The organism is Roseixanthobacter psychrophilus (assembly GCF_043195195.1).
Lineage (GTDB): Bacteria > Pseudomonadota > Alphaproteobacteria > Rhizobiales > Xanthobacteraceae > NCEH01.
Genome location: NZ_JBAFWT010000001.1, coordinates 365,701 through 383,787, shown reverse-complemented (window position 1 = coordinate 383,787; position 18,087 = coordinate 365,701). Strand labels below are relative to the sequence as shown.

Here is an 18,087-nt window from a genome sequence, read left to right as displayed (position 1 = left end):
GTTCTAAACTATCTCGCCACGACAGGGGAGCGTCCCCGACGCGCGATTGTGTGAAAGGAGGTGCGGCGGAATGAGCCGCGTACGCCGCCCCCTCTTCAGCCTCGCGCCGTGCGCAAGGCTGCCGCCGCGGCGACCGGACCCAGTACCAGGGCGAACAGCGTGAGCCCCAGCAGGATGCGGAACGGCGTGCCGAACGGAATCGGCCCGGTCACGGCGGCCCCGGTCGCGGACACCGCGAAGATCAGCACCGGTATGGCCAGCGGCAGCACCAGCACCGCAATCAGCAGCCCGCCACGCCGGAAGGCCCCGGCAAAGGCCGCGCCGATGAGGCCGAGAGAGGTGACGGCCGGCGTGCCCACCAGCAAAGTCAGCGCTACCGCGCCGATGGCGGTCGGTTCGAGATTGAGCATCAAGGCAAGCACCGGCGCCGCCACCACGAGGGGCAGGCCGGTGGCGATCCAATGGGCGAGGCCCTTGGCTGCTGCCACCAGTTCGAGCGGCAAGGCGGAATGGGTCAGGGCATCGAGCGAGCCGTCCTCCACATCGGCGGCGAACAGGCGTTCAAGGCCGATCAGGCTGGCCAGCAGGGCGCCGATCCACAAGATCGCCGGCCCGATCCGGGCCAGCAGCACCATGTCCGGCCCCACCGCGAACGGCACGATGGTGACCACCGAGAGGAAGAAGACGACGCCGAGCCCGGCCCCGCCGCCGGAGCGCAGGGCGAGTGCCATGTCGCGGCGCACCAGCGCCCAAAAGGCCGCCATCATGGCCGGGCACCCAATTGCAGCGTGTCGACGCGCGGCCCGAAATCCAGCGGCGCGTGGGTGGCGGCGAGAATCAGACCACCCGAATCGAGATGGTCACGGCCGAGCGCGGCGAAGCGCGCTTGCGCGTTCACGTCGAGTGCCGTCGTCGGTTCGTCGAGAATCCACAGGCGGCGGCGCGAGACCAGCAGACGGGCGATGGCGAGGCGGCGCTTCTGCCCTGCGGAAAGCACGGCGGCCGGCAGACGGCCGAGGCCGCCGAGGCCCACTTCATCAAGCGCGTCCTCCACCGGCAGGCCGGTGGCGCCCAGCATGGTGCGCCAGAACGAAAGATTGTCGGCGACACTCAGGGCCGCCTTCAGCGCATCGTCATGGCCGAGATAATGCGTCTGTTCCGCAAAAGAGCCATCGCTCTCGCCCTCCCGCAAGGTGACGCGGCCCGATGTCGCGGCAAGCAGACCCGCGACGATGCGCAGGAGAGAGGATTTTCCGGCGCCGTTTCGCCCCACCACGACCAGGGCATGCCCTGCTCTTAGCTCAAAGTCGAGCTTGTCGAACAGCAGCCGAACGCCTCTCTGGCAAGCCAGTCCCTGGCCGCAGAGAATGGCGGCCGGGGCTTCCCCGGGGCGCGCCGGCGGGTCTTGGACGGGAATCTTCGATGCATCGCACATTGAACGTTCTTATCGCATGACCGCCGTTTGAAATCGCTCTATAAAGCGGCTGAACCGCACCCCTAGGTGGCCCGGCACCTCCATAGCCCGGTCCTCAGGGCGTGTCGCGTCGGTCGATCATCGAACCGGAGAAAACGCGCCGTGACTGCCTCTTCCCTCGACAGCTTCCAATGCCGCACCACCCTGACGGTGGATGACAAGGAATACACCTACTACAGCCTTGAAGCGGCCGAGAAGAACGGGCTCCCCGGCATCTCCCGACTGCCCTTTTCCATGAAGGTGCTGCTGGAAAACCTGCTGCGCTATGAGGACGGACGCACCGTCACCAAGGAAGACGTGATCTCGATCGCGGACTGGCTGACCCTGCGTGGCAAGGCGGAGAAGGAAATCGCCTATCGTCCCGCCCGCGTGCTGATGCAGGACTTCACCGGCGTGCCCGCCGTGGTGGACCTTGCCGCCATGCGCGACGCCATGGTGACGCTCGGCGGCGATCCGGCCAAGATCAACCCCCTCGTCCCCGTGGATCTGGTCATCGACCATTCGGTGATCGTCAATTTCTTCGGCACCGACAACGCCCTGAAGAAGAACGTGGATGAGGAATACAAGCAGAACCAGGAGCGCTACCGCTTCCTGAAATGGGGCCAGAGCGCGTTCGATAATTTCCGCGTCGTCCCCCCCGGCACCGGCATCTGCCACCAGGTCAACCTTGAATATCTCGCCCAGACGGTGTGGACCCGCAAGGAAGAGCTGAACGGCAAGACCGTCACGGTCGCCTATCCCGATACGCTGGTCGGTACCGACAGCCACACCACCATGGTCAATGGCCTGGGCGTGCTGGGCTGGGGCGTCGGCGGCATTGAGGCGGAAGCGGCCATGCTCGGCCAGCCCATCTCCATGCTCATCCCCGAGGTGATCGGCTTCAAGCTCGACGGTAAGCTGAAGGAAGGCATCACCGCCACCGACCTCGTGCTCACGGTTACCCAGATGCTGCGCAAGAAGGGCGTGGTGGGCAAGTTCGTGGAATTCTTCGGTCCCGGCCTGGAGCATCTCTCCCTCGCCGACCGCGCCACCATCGCCAATATGGCGCCGGAATATGGCGCCACCTGCGGCTTCTTCCCGGTAGACCGCGAGACCATCGACTATCTCGAAGAGACCGGCCGCAAGGAAAGCCGCGTGGAGCTGGTGGAAGCCTATTCCAAGGCTCAGGGCATGTGGCGCAACAAGAATACGCTCGATCCCGTGTTCACCGACACGCTGGGACTCGACCTCGACACCGTGCTGCCCTCCATCGCCGGCCCCAAGCGCCCGCAGGATCGCGTGCTGCTGAGCGATGCCAAGACCGGCTTCATCACCGCCCTCGAAGGCGAGTTCAAGAAGCCCGGCGAAGCCGCCAAGCGCGTGGATGTTGAAGGCGCCAACTTCACGGTGGGCCATGGCGACGTGGTGATCGCCGCCATCACCTCCTGCACCAACACCTCCAACCCGAGTGTGCTGATCGGCGCCGGCCTGCTCGCCCGCAATGCGGTGAAGAAGGGCCTGAAGTCCAAGCCGTGGGTGAAGACCTCGCTGGCGCCCGGCTCGCAGGTTGTGGCCGAATATCTCGACAAGAGTGGCCTGCAGGAAGACCTCGACAAGCTGGGCTTCAATCTGGTCGGCTTCGGCTGCACCACCTGCATCGGCAATTCCGGCCCGCTGCCGGAGGCGATTTCCGCCGCCATCAACAGCGCCGATCTGGTGGCTGCCGCCGTGCTCTCGGGCAACCGCAATTTCGAAGGCCGCGTGAACCCGGATGTGAAGGCGAACTATCTCGCCTCGCCCCCGCTGGTGGTGGCCTATGCCCTCGCCGGCTCACTCCAGGTCGACCTCGACACCGAGCCGCTGGGCGAGGACAAGGACGGCAAGCCGGTCTATCTCAAGGACATCTGGCCCTCCAACAAGGAGATCGCCCAGTACATCCGGGAGAACGTCACCAAGAAGATGTTCAAGGAAAAATATTCCGACGTCTTCAAGGGCGACGCGCATTGGCAGAAGATCGCCATTCCCACCGGCCAGACCTATGCCTGGGAAGACGGTTCCACCTATGTGCAGAACCCGCCCTACTTCGTCGGCATCTCCAAGACTCCCGATCCGGTGACGGACATCGTCGATGCTCGCATCCTTGGGTTGTTCCTGGATAGCATCACCACCGACCACATCTCGCCGGCCGGCTCCATCAAGGCCTCCAGCCCGGCAGGCGTATATCTGGTGGAGCATCAGGTGCGCCCGGTGGACTTCAACCAGTACGGCACCCGCCGCGGCAATCACGAAGTGATGATGCGCGGCACGTTTGCCAACATCCGCATCAAGAACCAGATGGTGCCCGGCGTCGAAGGCGGCGTGACCCTGCACCAGCCGGACGGCGCGCAGTTGCCGATCTATGACGCGGCCATGAAGTACAAGGCCGAGGGCATTCCGCTGGTGGTCTTCGCCGGCAAGGAATACGGCACCGGCTCCTCGCGCGACTGGGCGGCGAAGGGCACCAAGCTGCTCGGCATCCGCGCCGTGATCGCCCAGTCCTTCGAGCGTATCCATCGCTCGAACCTGGTGGGCATGGGCATCGTGCCGCTGGTGTTCGAAGAGGGCACCTCCTGGCAGACGCTGGGTCTGAAGGGCGATGAACTCATCACCCTGCGCGGCCTGGAAGGGGATCTGAAGCCCCGCCAGAAGATGACCCTCAACATCGCCTATGCCGATGGCCGTGTGACGCAGGTCGAACTTATCTGCCGCATCGATACGCTGGACGAGCTGGATTATTTCCGCTCCGGCGGCATCCTGCCCTACGTGCTGCGCCACCTCGCGGCGTGAGGCGCGGCCGCGCCCGCGGCCGCTCCGGTGCGACATTACGGAAGCCGTCCGCCACCGCGGGCGGCTTTCGCATATGGAATGTTCCGCCTCGGGCTCTCACTGCGAATTGACTGGCATCAAGGACAGGGCGCGCCTAAGCGTGTGGCGTCAATCCTTCGCAATTTGCAGGTCCCGGTGCATTGAAGAGCCGCTTTTCGCTCCGCCTCGCCCTCCTCGGAATGATCGCGCTGGCCTGTGCGTTCGCGCCAGGAGATGCGGGCGCGCAGCAGGGGGCATCTCCGGCTTCCGCCGCCGGCTCGGCACCGGCCACCCCCAAGGCGGTGTTCGAACTGTTCACCAGCCAGGGCTGCGCTTCCTGCCCGCCGGCGGATACCCTGCTCTCCGAACTCGCCACGGACCCGCAGGTGATCGCCCTCACGCTGGCGGTCGACTATTGGGATTATGTCGGCTGGAAGGACACGCTCGCCAAGCACGGCCACTCGGTACGTCAGCGTGCGTATGCAGAGCAGCGCGGCGACCGCATGATCTACACCCCGCAGATGGTGGTGGACGGCTTTGCACCCGCCAAGGGCAGCGACAAGGTCGCCGTTGAAAAGGCCCTGGCGCGGGCCCACGACGCCGGCACCATGTTGGTCGTGCCGGTTTCGTTGAGCCGGTCGGGGCAGACCTTGACGGTGAATGTGGCTGCCGGGCCCTCCGGCTCCGGCGCGGTCCATATTCCCAATGCCGCGGAAGTCTGGCTCTGCCCGATCGTAAGCTCCCATACGGTGGCGATTGGCCGGGGCGAAAACCAGGGCAAAAGCGTTACCTACACCAATGTGGTGCGCGCCTGGGTGAAGCTCGGCAACTGGACCGGCGAGGCCGCGCGGTTCCAGGTTCCCTTGAGCGAGGTCTGGAGCGAGGGTGTGGACGGGGCGGCGGTTCTGGTACAGCGCGGCTCGTTCCAGGCTCCCGGCCCGATCCTCGGTGCTGCCAAGATCGACCTCAAATAGCTCTCCACCGCGCATCAGCAAAAGAGCCGTCGTCGGAAGCGGAAACTTCATCGCGCGCGACTTGACGCCCGGACAATAAAAAAGGCCGCTTGCGCGGCCTTTAAAGTCGGAAACTTGAAGGATGTGCAGCAGTGGCCGGTTCGCCTGTCACCCCGGGGGGCTGGGGGGCTGGGATAGACCGGAGCAACTGCGAACCGGCCCTGCTACGTTTATGAATTTGCCCCGTGCGCTTGGCGAGGGAAGGGCCGAATTCCGGCGAGACTGTGATCGCGGTTGACGAGGGCGTGATCGTGTTTCCGCCCCTCTCCAGCCGGCTATTCAACCCCCTTGAACCGATCGGCGATGGCGGCGATCATGGGCCGTTCGCACCTTGGAGGTCCGATGGGAATCGTTGAACCCATACGTCCCGCCCGCGCGTCGGCGCCGACTCCTCAGGCGGTGCCCGCCCTGGTCACGTTCGACCGGCGGGAACTCGACCGCATTCTCGATCTCTATGGGCGCATGGTCGCCGCCGGCGAGTGGCGCGATTACGCCATCGACTTCCTGAAAGATAAGGCGGTGTTCTCGGTCTTCCGCCGCTCGCTGGACGTGCCGCTCTACCGCATCGAGAAGGACCCCAAGCTGGCGCGCAAGCAGGGAGCCTACAGCATCGTGTCCCAGACCGGCCTGATCCTCAAGCGCGGTCACGAATTGCCGCGCGTGCTGGCGGTGCTGGAAAAGCCGCTCACAGCGATCTGAGTGAGCAGCGGGCGGCCGCGCTGAGGGTTGTCGGCGGGCGGGCGCTCGGGCATCGTGCGCGCCTTGCCATTGGATGCCCGGATGTCACACACCCCCAGCCCGCTCAAGCCCGGCGATCACGTCTTTCTCGTGGATGGATCGTCCTTCGTCTTCCGGGCCTATTTCCAGTCGATCAACCAGGACCGGAAGTACAATTTCCGCTCCGACCGGCTGCCGACCGGGGCGGTGCGGCTGTTCTGCACCAAGCTGTTCCAGTTCATCCGCGAAGGCGCCATGGGCATCAAGCCCACCCACCTCGCCATCATCTTCGACAAGAGCGAAGACTCGTTCCGGCGCGAAATCTATCCCGCCTACAAGGCCAACCGGTCCGAGCCGCCGGCGGAACTGATTCCCCAATTCCCGCTCATGCGCGAGGCGGTGCGGGCGTTCGGCCTGATCCCGGTGGAGATGGCGCGCTTCGAGGCCGATGATCTCATTGCCACCTACGCCAGGCAGGCCGCAGCCGCCGGCGCCGATGTGCTGATCGTCTCCGCCGACAAGGATCTGATGCAGGTGGTGGGCGATAAGATCGCCATGTACGACCCCGCCTCGGGCGAAGCGGGCGGGCGCGGGGCGCGGCCGGAGCGGCGGATCGGCATCGGCGAGGTGATCGAATATTTCGGCGTGCCGCCGGAGAAGGTCATAGATGTCCAGGCGTTGGCGGGCGATTCCACCGACAACGTGCCCGGCGTCCCTGGCATCGGCATCAAGACTGCGGCGACCCTGATTCAGGACTATGGCGATCTTGATTCCCTGCTCGCCCGCGCCGGTGAGATCAAGCAGGTCAAGCGCCGCGAGTCGCTGCAGAATCCGGAGAATGTGGAGAAGGCCCGCATCTCCAAGCGTCTGGTGACGCTGGATTGCGCGGTCCCGGTGGAGGTGCCGCTCGCCGATCTGGTGCTGGAGCAGCCGGACGGCAAGCGCCTGATCGCGTTCTTGAAGGCCATGGAGTTCACCACCATCACCCGCCGCGCCGCCGAGGCGTTCGGGGTGGAGGCGGGGGCGATCGATGCCGATCCGGCGCTCGCGCCGAGCACAACAGGTGGGCTGTTCGGCGCCGAGGAGGAGGGTACGGCTGCAGCCGCCCTCGCGCCGACCGCTCCTTCCGCCTCTGGAACCGCCACCGCCCCTTCAGGCGGGCGCCCGGATGTCCTCACACCAGCAGATCTGGTCGCGGCGCGGGTGCAGGAGGCCCGGTCTTTGAAGGTCGACCGCAGCCGCTACCTGATGCTGACCGATCTTGCGGACTTGCAGGCGTGGTGCGCCCGCGCCATCGACCAGGGCTTCGTCGCCTTCGACACCGAGACCACCTCGGTCGACCCGCAGGCGGCGGACCTTGTGGGCGTGTCGCTCGCGCTCTCGCCCAATGAGGCCTGCTATATCCCGCTCGCCCATCGCGGTGCCGGGGATGGCCTGTTCGAGGAGGGGCTGCTTCCCGGCCAAATTCCCTTCCACGACGCGCTCGCCGCCCTGAAGCCGATGCTGGAAGACCGGGGCACGCTCAAGATCGCCCATAATGCGAAATATGACGTGGCGGTGCTGGCGCGCCACGGCATCGCGGTGGCCCCGTTCGACTGCACCATGTGCCTCTCCTATGCCCTCGACGCGGGCAAGGGCAGTCACGGCATGGACGATCTGTCCGTGCGCCACCTCGGCCACACCCCCATTTCGTTCAATGAGGTCGCGGGCAAGGGCAAGGGGCAGGTGACCTTCGACCGGGTCGCCCTCGAACCTGCCACCAGCTATGCGGCGGAAGACGCAGATGTGACCTTGCGGCTGTGGCGGGTGCTTAAGCCCCGGCTCGTGGCCGATGGCATGAGCACGGTCTATGAGACCCTGGAACGCCCGCTGATCCCCGTGCTGGTCCGCATGGAAGGACGCGGCATCGCCATCGATCGGCCGATCCTCGGCCGGCTCTCCAGCGAATTTGCCCAGGGTGCGGCGCGGATCGAGGACGAGATCGCGGAGATTTTGGGCGGCGAGCGGCTGAACATCGGCTCGCCCAAGCAGATCGGCGACGTGCTGTTCGGCCGCCTCGGCCTGCCCGGCGCCACCAAGACGCCCACCGGCGCCTGGTCCACCAAGGCCAATGTGCTGGAGGAACTGGCCGAGTCGGGCCACACCTTGCCGCAGAAGATCCTGGACTGGCGCCAGCTCGCCAAGCTGCGCTCCACTTATACCGACGCGCTGCCCAATTATGTGAATGCGCGCACCAAGCGCGTCCACACCTCCTATGCGCTGGCGGCCACCACCACGGGGCGGCTCTCCTCCTCCGAGCCGAACCTTCAGAACATCCCGATCCGCACCGAGGAAGGCCGCCGTATCCGCCGCGCCTTCGTGGCCGAGCCGGGGCGGCTGCTTGTGTCCGCCGACTATTCGCAGATCGAATTGCGGCTGCTGGCGGAGATCGCCGATATCCCGCGCCTGCGCGAGGCGTTCCAGGAGGGGTTGGACATCCATGCCATGACCGCGTCCGAAATGTTCGGGGTTCCGGTGGAGGGCATGCCGGCGGAAGTGCGGCGCCGCGCCAAGGCGATCAATTTCGGCATCATCTACGGCATTTCGGCGTTCGGCCTTGCCAACCAGCTCGGCATCGGGCGGGAGGAGGCGGGGCTCTATATCAAGCGCTATTTCGAGCGCTTCCCTGGCATCCGCGCCTATATGGACGAGACCAAGACCTTCTGCCGCGAGCATGGCTATGTGGAGACCTTGTTCGGCCGGCGCTGCCATTATCCCGATATCGCCGCCTCCAATCCCTCCATCCGCGCCTTCAACGAGCGCGCGGCCATCAATGCCCGCCTGCAAGGCACGGCGGCCGATATCATCCGCCGCGCCATGGTGCGCATGGAACCGGCGCTGAAGCAGGCCGGCCTTTCCGCCCAGATGCTGCTTCAGGTGCACGACGAACTGGTGTTCGAGGTGCCCGAGGCCGAGGCCGAGGCGACCTTGCCCGTCGTGAAGCATGTGATGGAGCAAGCCGCGCTTCCGGCGGTCGCGCTCGCCGTGCCGCTGAAGGTGGAGGCCCATGCCGCCGCCAATTGGGAAGAGGCGCACTGATCTTTCAACATAGATTTTGTGTTGATATCATAAAACCACATTCTTTGCGTTGAATGCTGGTCCGGCTTGCGCCATAATAGGTGCCCGGCCCCCGCTTGGCAAAATCGGGCGAGTGGCACAGAGTGACAGACCCACGGCCGCAGCCTCGCAGGTGCAGCGCCGGAGGTTTCCAACGCGACGGAGTTCCAAACCCATGGCCTCTGGGCCTGCCGACAAGCCATCCCTCTCCGGCCGCGCGCCCCGCGAGCGCGGTGGCGCCCGCATGGACAAGCTGGCCCGGCTGCCGGTGTTCTTCGCTCTCCAAGGCAAGCGGGTCGTGGTGGCGGGTGGCAACGAGCCGGCGGTCTGGAAGGCCGAGCTGCTCTCCGCCGCCGGCGCCCATGTGGAGGTGATTGCCGCCGCGCCGTGCGCCGACATGCGCGCCCTGGCGCAATCGGCGCTCGATGGCCCCATCGCGCTTCTGGAACGCCATTGGACCGAGGCGGATCTTGCCGGCGCGGCGCTTGCCATCGCCGACGCGGAAAATGAGGAAGAAGCCGCGCGCTTCGCCACCGCTGCCCGCGCGGCCGGCGTCCCGGTGAATGTGGTGGACAAGCCCGCCTTCTGCGACTTCGCCTTCGGCGCCATCGTCAATCGCTCGCCCTTGGTGGTGGGCATCTCCACCGATGGGGCGGCGCCCGTGTTCGGGCAGGCGGTGCGCGCCAAGATCGAGGCTTTGCTCCCGCCCGGTTTCAAGGCGTGGGCGCAGGCGGCGCAAACCTGGCGGGGAGCGGTCTCGGCTCTCGGCCTCAGCTTCCACGGCCGGCGGCGGTTTTGGGAACAGTTTTCCGCTCGCGCCATGTTCGCCCCCGACCAGCCCCCCAATGAGGCGGATCGCGACGCGCTGCTGGCGGATGCGGAAAGCGTGCGTGCCGCGCCCGATACCGGGTCGGTGGTCCTGGTGGGCGCGGGACCCGGCGATCCCGAATTGCTGACCTTGAAGGCGGTGCGGGTGCTGCAATCCGCCGAAGTGGTGCTCTATGATGATCTGGTCTCGCCCCAGGTGCTGGATTTCGCGCGGCGCGAGGCGAAGAAGATGCTGGTGGGCAAGACCGGCTATCGCCCCTCCTGCAAGCAGGACGACATCAATGCCCTCATGGTCTCGCTCGCGCGCGAAGGCCGGCGCGTGGTGCGCCTGAAGGGCGGCGACCCGATGATCTTCGGCCGTGCGGGCGAGGAGATCACCGCCTGTCGCCTCGCCGGCATTCCGGTGGAGGTGGTACCCGGAATCTCCGCCGCCCAAGGGGTTGCGAGCCGGCTCACAACTTCCTTGACTCATCGCGATCACGCCCGGCGGCTGCAATTCGTCACCGCCCATGCGCGCGACGGGAAATTGCCGAAGGATATCGATTTCAAGGCCCTATCGGATGCTGCGGCGACCACGGTGGTCTACATGCCGCGCCGAACCTTGCCGGAACTGGTGGAGAAGCTCGCCGCCGCCGGTACGGATCTGATGGTCCCGGCCCTCGCCGTGTTTTCCGCCACGCGGCCCGACGAGCGGGTGGTGCACGCTCCACTCGGCGGCCTGTCGGCTGCCGTGGACGCCGCCGTGGAGGCGGGTGCGCAGGGGCCGTGCCTCGTGCTCTATGGCTATGCCCTCGGCGAAGCGCAGGCGGTGGCGGTCGAGGCGCCCCGGGCCGCCAGCGCGAACTGAGCGCGTCTCGCGCCACCTTGGGCAGAGGCGCGCGATCCCCTATCTAAAGAGCGGGATGGGATTGAGGACGGGTGAATGGCGTTTTCCAGCGACGAGATCGAGCGCTATGCGCGCCACATTGTGCTCCACGATGTGGGCGGGCCGGGACAGCAAAAGCTGAAGGCGGCCCGTGTGCTGGTTGTGGGCGCGGGCGGGCTTGGGGCGCCGGTGCTGCTCTATCTGGCCGCCGCCGGGGTCGGCACGCTGGTGCTGGTGGATGATGACGAGGTTTCCCTCTCCAATCTCCAGCGGCAGGTGATCCACCGCACGCAGGACATCGGCCGTCCCAAGGTTGAGAGCGCGCGCGATGCGGTCACCGCCCTGAACCCCCATGTGGAAATGGTGCTCCACAAAACGCGGCTCGATGCGGGCAACGCGCTGGAGTTGATTCGCGGCGTGGATGTGGTGGTGGACGGGTCGGACAATTTCGCCACCCGCTATCTGGTCTCCGACGCGTGCGTGCTGGCGGGCAAGCCGCTGGTAACGGCGGCGCTCGGCACCTTCGATGCCACGCTGACCACCATCCGCGCCCATGAGCGTGGGCCGGACGGCACGCCCAATCCCACCTATCGCTGCCTGTTCCCCGAAGCTCCCCCGCCCGGCACGGTCGCGCCCTGCGCGGAAGCGGGCGTGCTCGGTGCGCTGGCGGGCCTCGCCGGTTCGCTGGCGGCGCTGGAGACGATCCGCGCCATCGTCGGTTTCGGCGAGAGCCTGGTGGGCAAGCTGCTGATGATCGACGCGCGCTCCATGCGCTTCGAGACCCTGAGCTATGCCTATGATCCGGAAAACCCGCTGACCGGCGAAGGGCAGCGCATCACCGATCTCTCGCAACACGAGAAGGCGGCCTGAAGCGCCTTTGAGCGAAGTGGAAACCGCCTCGGTCATCAGCCGCCGGGTTGCAGCGTCTCCAGAAACCGTACGGGCGCGCCCTTTGAGGGGGCGATCAGCTCGCCTTCCCACATCACCTTGTTGCCGCGCACGAAGGTGCCGACCGGCCAGCCGGTGACTTCCTTGCCGTCATAAGGTGTCCATTGGGCGCGCGAGGCGATCCAGGCATTGGTGATGGTGGCGCGGCGCTTGAGGTCCACCACGGTGAAATCGGCGTCATAGCCGACCACGATGCGGCCCTTGCAGGCGATGTTGAACAGCCGCGCCGGGCCAGCGCTGGAGAGATCGACGAAGCGGGCGAGCGAGAGCTTGCCATCCGCCACGTGGTCCAGCATCAACGGCACCAGGGTCTGCACGCCGGTCATGCCCGAGGGGCTTTCGGGATAGGTCTTGGCCTTCTCCTCCAGCGTATGGGGCGCGTGGTCGGAGCCGAGCACGTCCACCACGCCGCTCGCGACCGCGGCCCAGATGGCATCGCGATGGCGTGCGCCGCGCACCGGCGGGTTCATCTGCGCCAGCGTGCCGAGGCGCTCGTAGCAGTCGGGCGCGGCGAGGGTGAGGTGATGGGGCGTCACTTCCACAGAGGCGACATCGCGGGCGCCGGCGAGAAATTCCATCTCCTGCGCGGTCGAGACGTGCAGCACATGCACCCGCGCGCCGACTTCGCGGGCCAAGGTTACCAGGCGCTGGGTGGCGATGAGGGCGGCGACATCGTCGCGCCAGATCGGGTGCGAGGCCGGTTTGCCCGCCATGCGCATGGATTTGCGCTCGTTGAGGCGCGGCTCGTCCTCGCAATGGAAGGCGGCGCGGCGGCGGATCACCTTAAGAATCTCACGCACGCCCAGATCGTCGGCCACCAGAAGCGAGCCGGTGGAAGAGCCGATGAAAACCTTCACGCCGGCGGCGCCGGGCAGGCGCTCCAGCTCCGGCAGGTCGCGCACATTCTCGTGGGTGCCGCCGACATAGAAAGCAAAGTCGCAATGCATGCGGTCGCGGGCGCGGGCGATCTTGTCCTCCAGCGCCGCCGCATCGGTGGTCTGGGGATTGGTGTTCGGCATCTCGAACACGGCGGTCACCCCGCCCATCACCGCCGCGCGGGAGCCGCTCTCCAGATCTTCCTTCTGCTCCAGGCCGGGTTCGCGGAAATGCACCTGCGTATCGATGACGCCGGGCAGAATGTGCAGTCCCGCGCAATCGATAGTCTCCCCGGCCTGCTTGGGCGAGAAGCTGCCGAGGGCGGCGATGCGCCCGCCGCTGACGCCGACATCCAGGACGGCTTCGCCCGCCGGGGTCACGACGGTGCCGCCCTTGAGGATGAGATCGAAGGTATCGGCCATGTCCGGGCTCACTCTAATCTGGTGGGGCGGTCTCTAATGTAGGAGCCGACCCTTGAGGGGGCTGCACCGCGGCTTTAAGTATGAAAGACGCTTCTGACAAGGACATGGCCATGCCGATTGCATATCTCGCCGACCGATCGGTGATCCACGTCGGCGGCCCGGATGCTCGCAAATTCCTGCATAATCTCATCACCTGCAACGTTGCGGGGCTTGAGGCCGGCGGCGCCCGCTTCGGCGCCCTGCTGATGCCGCAGGGTAAGATCATCGCCGATTTCTTCCTCTATGCCCCGGCCGGCGAGCCGGAGGCCTTTCTGCTGGATGTGCCGGCGGCGCTGAAGGAAGATCTGTTGAAGCGCCTTAAAATGTACCTGCTGCGCGCCAAGGTGGAGTTTACGCTGGACGAGGACCTCGCGGTCGCTGCGCGCTTCGATGCGGAAGCGCCCGCCGCGCCGCCTTCGGCGCAGGTCTTCCCCGATCCCCGGCTTGCGGCCCTGGGTGAGCGCCTGGTGCTGCCGCGCGCCGAAGCCGAGGCGCTGGCGGGCGATGCCAGTGCCTATCACGCCCACCGCATCGCGCTCGGCGTGCCGCAGGGCGGCCTCGATTTCGCCTATGGCGATGCCTTCCCCCATGAGGCGGACATGGACCAATTGGGCGGCGTCGACTTCAAGAAGGGCTGCTTCGTGGGGCAGGAGGTGGTGAGCCGCATGCAGCATCGTGGCACTGCCCGGACCCGTTCCGTGCAGGCCCTGTTCGAGTTTGCGCCCGAGGAGGGCTCGGAAATACGCGCCGGGGAGAAGACCGTGGGCCACATCGGCTCCTCCGCGCAGGGCCACGGCATTGCGCTGGTGCGGCTCGACCGCGCCGCCGACGCCAGCGCCGCCGGCCTGCCGCTGGTGGCCGGTGGGGTCGAGATCACCTTGCGCCGGCCCGATTGGGCGACCTTCCCGATGGGCGAAGCGTGAGCCTTTTGACGCCGCACGCCGACGGTAAGTGCCGCTGCCCCTGGTGCGGCACAGATCCGCTGTATGTCGCCTATCACGACACTGAATGGGGGGTGCCCGAGCGGGACGACCGCGCCTTGTTCGAGAAGCTGCTGCTGGATGGGTTTCAGGCCGGGCTCGCCTGGATCACCATCCTGCGCAAGCGCGACAATTTCCGCCGCGCCTTCGACGGCTTCGAGCCGGAGACCATCGCCCGCTACGACGCCGCTAAGATCGAAGCGCTGATGGCCGACGCGGGCATCGTGCGCAACCGCGCCAAGATCGAAGGCGCCGTTCTTTCCGCCCGCGCCTATCTCGACTGGCAGGCGCGCGGCCGCTCCTTCGCCGATCTCATGTGGAGCGCGGTGGATGGGAAGGTCCAGATGAACCGGCCGCGCACGCTGGCCGACATCCCGGCCCAGACGCCGGCTTCACTGAAGCTCTCCAAGGAATTGAAGGCGCTCGGCTTCAAGTTCGTCGGCCCCACCATCGTCTATGCCGCCATGCAGGCCTGCGGGCTGGTGAACGACCATCTGGTGGAATGTCACCGGGCGGAAATCGGCACCTAGCGCTGATCCGCCCCCGGCAGCACCCATCTGCCGTCTTTCAGCGGCAGGAAGCTGCCGTCGTCGCGGCCCACTTCCTCGGCGATGCGGGCGTTGAGCTTGGCGTTCATCGCCATCACGAGGTCGCGGTTTGCGCCCTGGTGGGCAAGGTTGCGCTTTTCTTCCGGATCTTCCTTGAGATCGTAGAGTTCGAGGTCGTTGAGCGCGAGCAGGTCCTCATAGGTGGCGGGCGTGTTGAACGCGATCGGGGCGAAATAGCGCGAGAAGCGATAGCGTCCGTCGAACAGGCTGCGGATGGCGCAGCGCTGGTTGAAGTCGGGCTCGTATTGCTCCAGCCACGCGCGCTTCTGCGCCGCCGTGGCATCGGGCGAACGGGTAATCGCCTCCATCCGCGTGATCCATTTCGCGTCCTGGAACAGCAGCATGTCGTAGCAGAACAGGGCGCCGGGCCGCAGCGTCTCGGGCGCGGCTTTCGCCGGCGCCTTGAGCAAGGGGGAGAAATCCCGCCCCGCCAGTCCCTCGCCCGCCGCCTTCACCTGGTCTGCCGAAAGCCCGGTGAGCGCGAGCAGGGTCGGCGTGAGGTCCACCTGGGACGTGACGGCTTGGCACGTGGTGCCACCGGGATAGGCGGGATGCACCACGACGAGAGGCAAATGGTTCTGCTCGCGATAGGTGGAATTGCCCTTGCCGCGCATCTGGTGCGCACCGCCCAATTCGCCATGGTCGGCGGTGAAGACGATGATGGTGTTCTCGTCCATGCCGGTCTGCTGCAGCGCCTTGAGCACCGTGTCCACCTGCCGGTCGCAGTCGCGAATACAGTTGAAATAATAATCCCGCAGCACCCGCCAGCGCCGGTCCTCGTCCGGCCATGCGCCCACCAGCGTGTCCTGCACGTCCTGATAGATCAGGTGCGCCGGCGGGCGGCCGGGCGCGTCGAAGGGCTGGCTGCGGGTGGAGGGCAGCGGCGCGTCCCATTTGGCGGCGTAAAGGTCGTCGCCGGGCGGCCGGGCGATGGCCATGGCGGATTTTTTGCCCTGCACGGTTTCGCCCGGCAGGTCGGAATTCACGTACATGACGTCGTGCGGATTGACGAAATTCACCGCCAGATACCAGGGCGTCCCGGCTTCCTTCAGCTTCAGCCCCTTGGTGCGCATCCAGCGCTCCACGAAGGCCGAGGTGGTGGCGTCGTAATCATAGCCGCCGAGCGTGGTGTCGGTGATGTCGCCGAACCCGAAGAAGTCCTGGAAGCCGTAGCTTTCCATGGTTTTGCGATACTCGGCCATGGGCGCCTCGTCGGCGTGCTTGGCCTTGTCGAGATTATAGGAGAGGTGCCACTTGCCCTGATAGGCGGCGTGATAGCCGAGCTGGGCGAGGCGATGGCCGATGGTTTTGATGCTGGTGGCCATGTCCGCCTGCCAGGGCGAATTGGCATTGTCGAACACGCCGGTGTGGGGAATGTGCAGGCCGGTATAAATGGTCGAGCGCGCCGGCGAGCAGACGCAGGAGGCCGCCTGATGGTTCGCGAACGAAATGCCGTTCGCCTTCAGCCATTCGCGCGCCGGCACCGGGAACGGCCATTTTTCGAAATAATGCTCCTGGTCCACCAGGATGAAGAGGATGTTGTACCCCGCCGGCGGGCGCTCGGGCGCCACGCTCACCGCTGGGCGGGAGGCGGATTTTGCGGGCTGGGCGCTCGCGAGATCGGGCAGGAGATGGGCGCCGAGCAGAGCCGCGCCGCTGCCCACAAGAAGGCGCCGGGCGGGATTTTGCGGGCGGTTTTCCTCGCCCGAAACCTGTAATGGGGATGAAGCCTGCGATGGGGATGTCGGATCCGACGTCTTATCCTCGGCCACGTGCGCCTCCCGGCTTCCGCCTCGGTTGTGCCGGGCGGAGAATGCCGCACCTTGAGCCGGGCGGGAAGAGACCGGGGGCCGCCTATTTTCCGTCGAGTCGCTTGGTGAAGATGATGCGCGGCTCCTCGATATAGCCGCTGGCGGCGTAGAAGGCGCGCACCTGCTCGTTTTCTGGGCGCACAAGCAGCATCAGCTTGGGCACGCCGCGCGCTTTCAGCCAATCCTCGGCGGTGTGCGCGAGCGCCCGGCCGAGGCCTTGGCGGGTGAGGTCCGGGTCCACGGCGAGATAATAGATCCAGCCCCGGTGCCCGTCGTGGCCCACCATCACCGAGCCAACCACCGCGCCGGCAGCGTCGCGGGCGACGAGAATGGTGGAATGGGGGCCGCGCCGGGCGAGCGCGATGTCGGCGCGCGGGTCGTTCCAGGGGCGCACCAGACCGGCGCGCTCCCACAGAGACACCAGGGCGTCCACATCGGTGTCGCGCATGTGGCCGATGGGCAGAGCGTGGACCTGCGGCGCACGGGTATCGGTCGCGATGTCGTCCATGTCAGTCGTCCTCGAAGGAGAGCGGGCGCGGGGCGGCGGCGCGGCCGAGCCGGTCGGCGATGGCTTCCCCGAGGCCGTCGCGCGGCAGGGGTACCACGGCGATGCCTTGGGCGCGAAGGCTGTCGAGATGGCGCAGCGCTCCGTAGAGCCGGGCGGCGGCCTCCACGAGGTCGCCCGAGGGGCTGAGATCGAAAATGGCGACCGCCACGTCCGCACCGGGCGGGCGCATGCCGGCGAAGGTCAGGAGCGCCTCGCCCGGCTTCACCTCGCGCGCGTCGAGCCGCACCGGGGCGTGCGGCGCGTAATGGGAGGCGAGGCGGCCCGGCGCGGACGGCCGCTCGGCATCGTCCTGGGCCGCATCGGGCAGGGCGACGCCGAGCACCGCCGCGATGGCGCCGCGCGAGAGGCCGCCCGGCCGCAGCAAAGCGGGATGGGCCCCGGTGCAGTCGACGATGGTGGATTCCACGCCCACACGCGTCGGGCCGGCATCCAGGATCGCGTCGATCCGCCCGTCGAGATCGGCGCGCACATGGGCGGCATCGGTGGGCGAGACATGGCCGGAGCGGTTGGCGCTCGGCCCCACCACCGGCACGCCGGCGGCGCGCAGCATGGCCAGGGTCGCCGGATGGGCCGGCACCCGCAGGGCGATGGTGGACAGTCCGGCGCGGGCAAGGTCGCACACCGCGCCGGTGTCGCGATAGGGCACGACGAGGGTGAGCGGTCCCGGCCAGAAAGCTGTAGCGAGCGCTTGCGCGGCGGGGGAGAACACGCCCAGCCGCTCGGCGGCTGCGGTATCCGGCACGTGGGAAATCAGGGGATTGAAGGCGGGGCGCCCCTTGGCGGCATAGACCTGCGCCACCGCCTGCGCATTGCCGGCATCGGCGCCGAGGCCATAGACGGTTTCGGTGGGGAAGGCGACCACGCCGCCTGCCCGCAGCAGGCGTGCCGCCTCGTCCGCCGCAGCGTCGCCCGATCCCGTGGCGTCGAGCAGATGCGTGCGTTTCGGGGCGGGGCCGGTGGCGGTCATGAATGCTGCTCCACGGCCCCTACGACGAAAGCGGGTGGGACCGGGTCTTGAC

14 protein-coding genes are annotated in these 18,087 nt (G+C 67.0%); 8 read left to right on the top strand and 6 right to left on the bottom strand.

The features are described from left to right. Window positions 1-95: 95 nt before the first annotated feature. Entirely contained in the window at window positions 96-764 is a 669-nt protein-coding gene (ccmB, locus tag V5F77_RS01745) for a heme exporter protein CcmB (RefSeq protein WP_429003687.1), read from the bottom strand. Next, window positions 764-1,435 carry a heme ABC exporter ATP-binding protein CcmA gene (ccmA, locus tag V5F77_RS01740; RefSeq protein WP_429003576.1) on the bottom strand — a complete coding sequence of 224 codons (672 nt, stop codon included), beginning with the start codon at window positions 1,433-1,435 and terminating at the stop codon, window positions 764-766. The genes ccmB and ccmA overlap by 1 nt, the downstream gene beginning before the upstream one ends. Window positions 1,436-1,576: 141 nt before the next feature. Between ccmA and acnA the strand changes: the two genes are divergently transcribed. From acnA to V5F77_RS01710, 6 genes are all read left to right on the top strand, one after another. Then, window positions 1,577-4,279: an aconitate hydratase AcnA gene (gene acnA, locus V5F77_RS01735; protein ID WP_429003575.1), complete on the top strand. Its 2,703-nt coding sequence runs from the start codon at window positions 1,577-1,579 to the stop codon at window positions 4,277-4,279. 179 nt (window positions 4,280-4,458) lie between these two features. Further along, window positions 4,459-5,271 (top strand): DUF1223 domain-containing protein, encoded by an 813-nt coding sequence (locus V5F77_RS01730; protein ID WP_429003574.1) that lies wholly within the window; start codon window positions 4,459-4,461, stop codon window positions 5,269-5,271. 381 nt (window positions 5,272-5,652) lie between these two features. Next, complete coding sequence (locus tag V5F77_RS01725) at window positions 5,653-6,009, top strand: DUF2794 domain-containing protein (protein ID WP_429003573.1); 357 nt, start codon at window positions 5,653-5,655, stop codon at window positions 6,007-6,009. An 81-nt stretch (window positions 6,010-6,090) separates the two neighbouring features. Next, window positions 6,091-9,105, top strand: coding sequence for a DNA polymerase I (gene polA, locus V5F77_RS01720; protein ID WP_429003572.1), 3,015 nt, complete (start codon window positions 6,091-6,093; stop codon window positions 9,103-9,105). 193 nt (window positions 9,106-9,298) lie between these two features. After that, the gene (gene cysG / locus V5F77_RS01715; protein ID WP_429003571.1) at window positions 9,299-10,798 is read left to right on the top strand and encodes a siroheme synthase CysG; all 1,500 of its coding nucleotides are present in this window, start codon (window positions 9,299-9,301) and stop codon (window positions 10,796-10,798) included. Window positions 10,799-10,873: 75 nt separating this feature from the next. Further along, window positions 10,874-11,686, top strand: a complete 813-nt coding sequence (locus V5F77_RS01710) for a HesA/MoeB/ThiF family protein (protein ID WP_429003570.1) — start codon at window positions 10,874-10,876, stop codon at window positions 11,684-11,686. A 35-nt stretch (window positions 11,687-11,721) separates the two neighbouring features. Here V5F77_RS01710 and V5F77_RS01705 read toward each other — a convergent pair whose 3' ends face one another. After that, a complete protein-coding gene (locus tag V5F77_RS01705; protein WP_429003569.1) occupies window positions 11,722-13,062 on the bottom strand; it encodes a dihydroorotase in 1,341 nt (446 codons plus the stop codon). Window positions 13,063-13,172: 110 nt separating this feature from the next. On the opposite strand from V5F77_RS01705, the gene ygfZ reads away from it, so the two are divergent. After that, window positions 13,173-14,024 carry a CAF17-like 4Fe-4S cluster assembly/insertion protein YgfZ gene (gene ygfZ / locus V5F77_RS01700; protein ID WP_429003568.1) on the top strand — a complete coding sequence of 284 codons (852 nt, stop codon included), beginning with the start codon at window positions 13,173-13,175 and terminating at the stop codon, window positions 14,022-14,024. Window positions 14,025-14,029: 5 nt separating this feature from the next. Then, a complete protein-coding gene (locus tag V5F77_RS01695) occupies window positions 14,030-14,611 on the top strand; it encodes a DNA-3-methyladenine glycosylase I (RefSeq protein WP_429003686.1) in 582 nt (193 codons plus the stop codon). Here V5F77_RS01695 and V5F77_RS01690 read toward each other — a convergent pair. From V5F77_RS01690 to V5F77_RS01680, 3 genes are all read right to left on the bottom strand, one after another. Beyond that, entirely contained in the window at window positions 14,608-16,461 is a 1,854-nt protein-coding gene (locus tag V5F77_RS01690) for a sulfatase-like hydrolase/transferase (protein WP_429003567.1), read from the bottom strand. The genes V5F77_RS01695 and V5F77_RS01690 overlap by 4 nt on opposite strands. 82 nt (window positions 16,462-16,543) lie before the next feature. Then, window positions 16,544-17,008 (bottom strand): GNAT family acetyltransferase, encoded by a 465-nt coding sequence (locus V5F77_RS01685; protein WP_429003566.1) that lies wholly within the window; start codon window positions 17,006-17,008, stop codon window positions 16,544-16,546. A gap of 1 nt (window position 17,009) precedes the next feature. Then, window positions 17,010-18,035 carry an L-threonylcarbamoyladenylate synthase gene (locus V5F77_RS01680; protein WP_429003565.1) on the bottom strand — a complete coding sequence of 342 codons (1,026 nt, stop codon included), beginning with the start codon at window positions 18,033-18,035 and terminating at the stop codon, window positions 17,010-17,012. Window positions 18,036-18,087 lie beyond the last annotated feature (52 nt).

What these genes read in the sequence shown, in the direction of transcription:
- ccmB (WP_429003687.1), bottom strand. Translation starts at nt 764, where the DNA reads ATGGCGGCCTTTTGGGCGCTGGTGCGCCGCGACATGGCACTCGCCCTG.
- ccmA (WP_429003576.1), bottom strand. Translation starts at nt 1,435, where the DNA reads ATGTGCGATGCATCGAAGATTCCCGTCCAAGACCCGCCGGCGCGCCCC.
- V5F77_RS01725 (WP_429003573.1), top strand. Translation starts at nt 5,653, where the DNA reads ATGGGAATCGTTGAACCCATACGTCCCGCCCGCGCGTCGGCGCCGACT.
- polA (WP_429003572.1), top strand. Translation starts at nt 6,091, where the DNA reads ATGTCACACACCCCCAGCCCGCTCAAGCCCGGCGATCACGTCTTTCTC.
- cysG (WP_429003571.1), top strand. Translation starts at nt 9,299, where the DNA reads ATGGCCTCTGGGCCTGCCGACAAGCCATCCCTCTCCGGCCGCGCGCCC.
- V5F77_RS01710 (WP_429003570.1), top strand. Translation starts at nt 10,874, where the DNA reads ATGGCGTTTTCCAGCGACGAGATCGAGCGCTATGCGCGCCACATTGTG.
- V5F77_RS01705 (WP_429003569.1), bottom strand. Translation starts at nt 13,062, where the DNA reads ATGGCCGATACCTTCGATCTCATCCTCAAGGGCGGCACCGTCGTGACC.
- ygfZ (WP_429003568.1), top strand. Translation starts at nt 13,173, where the DNA reads ATGCCGATTGCATATCTCGCCGACCGATCGGTGATCCACGTCGGCGGC.
- V5F77_RS01685 (WP_429003566.1), bottom strand. Translation starts at nt 17,008, where the DNA reads ATGGACGACATCGCGACCGATACCCGTGCGCCGCAGGTCCACGCTCTG.
- V5F77_RS01680 (WP_429003565.1), bottom strand. Translation starts at nt 18,035, where the DNA reads ATGACCGCCACCGGCCCCGCCCCGAAACGCACGCATCTGCTCGACGCC.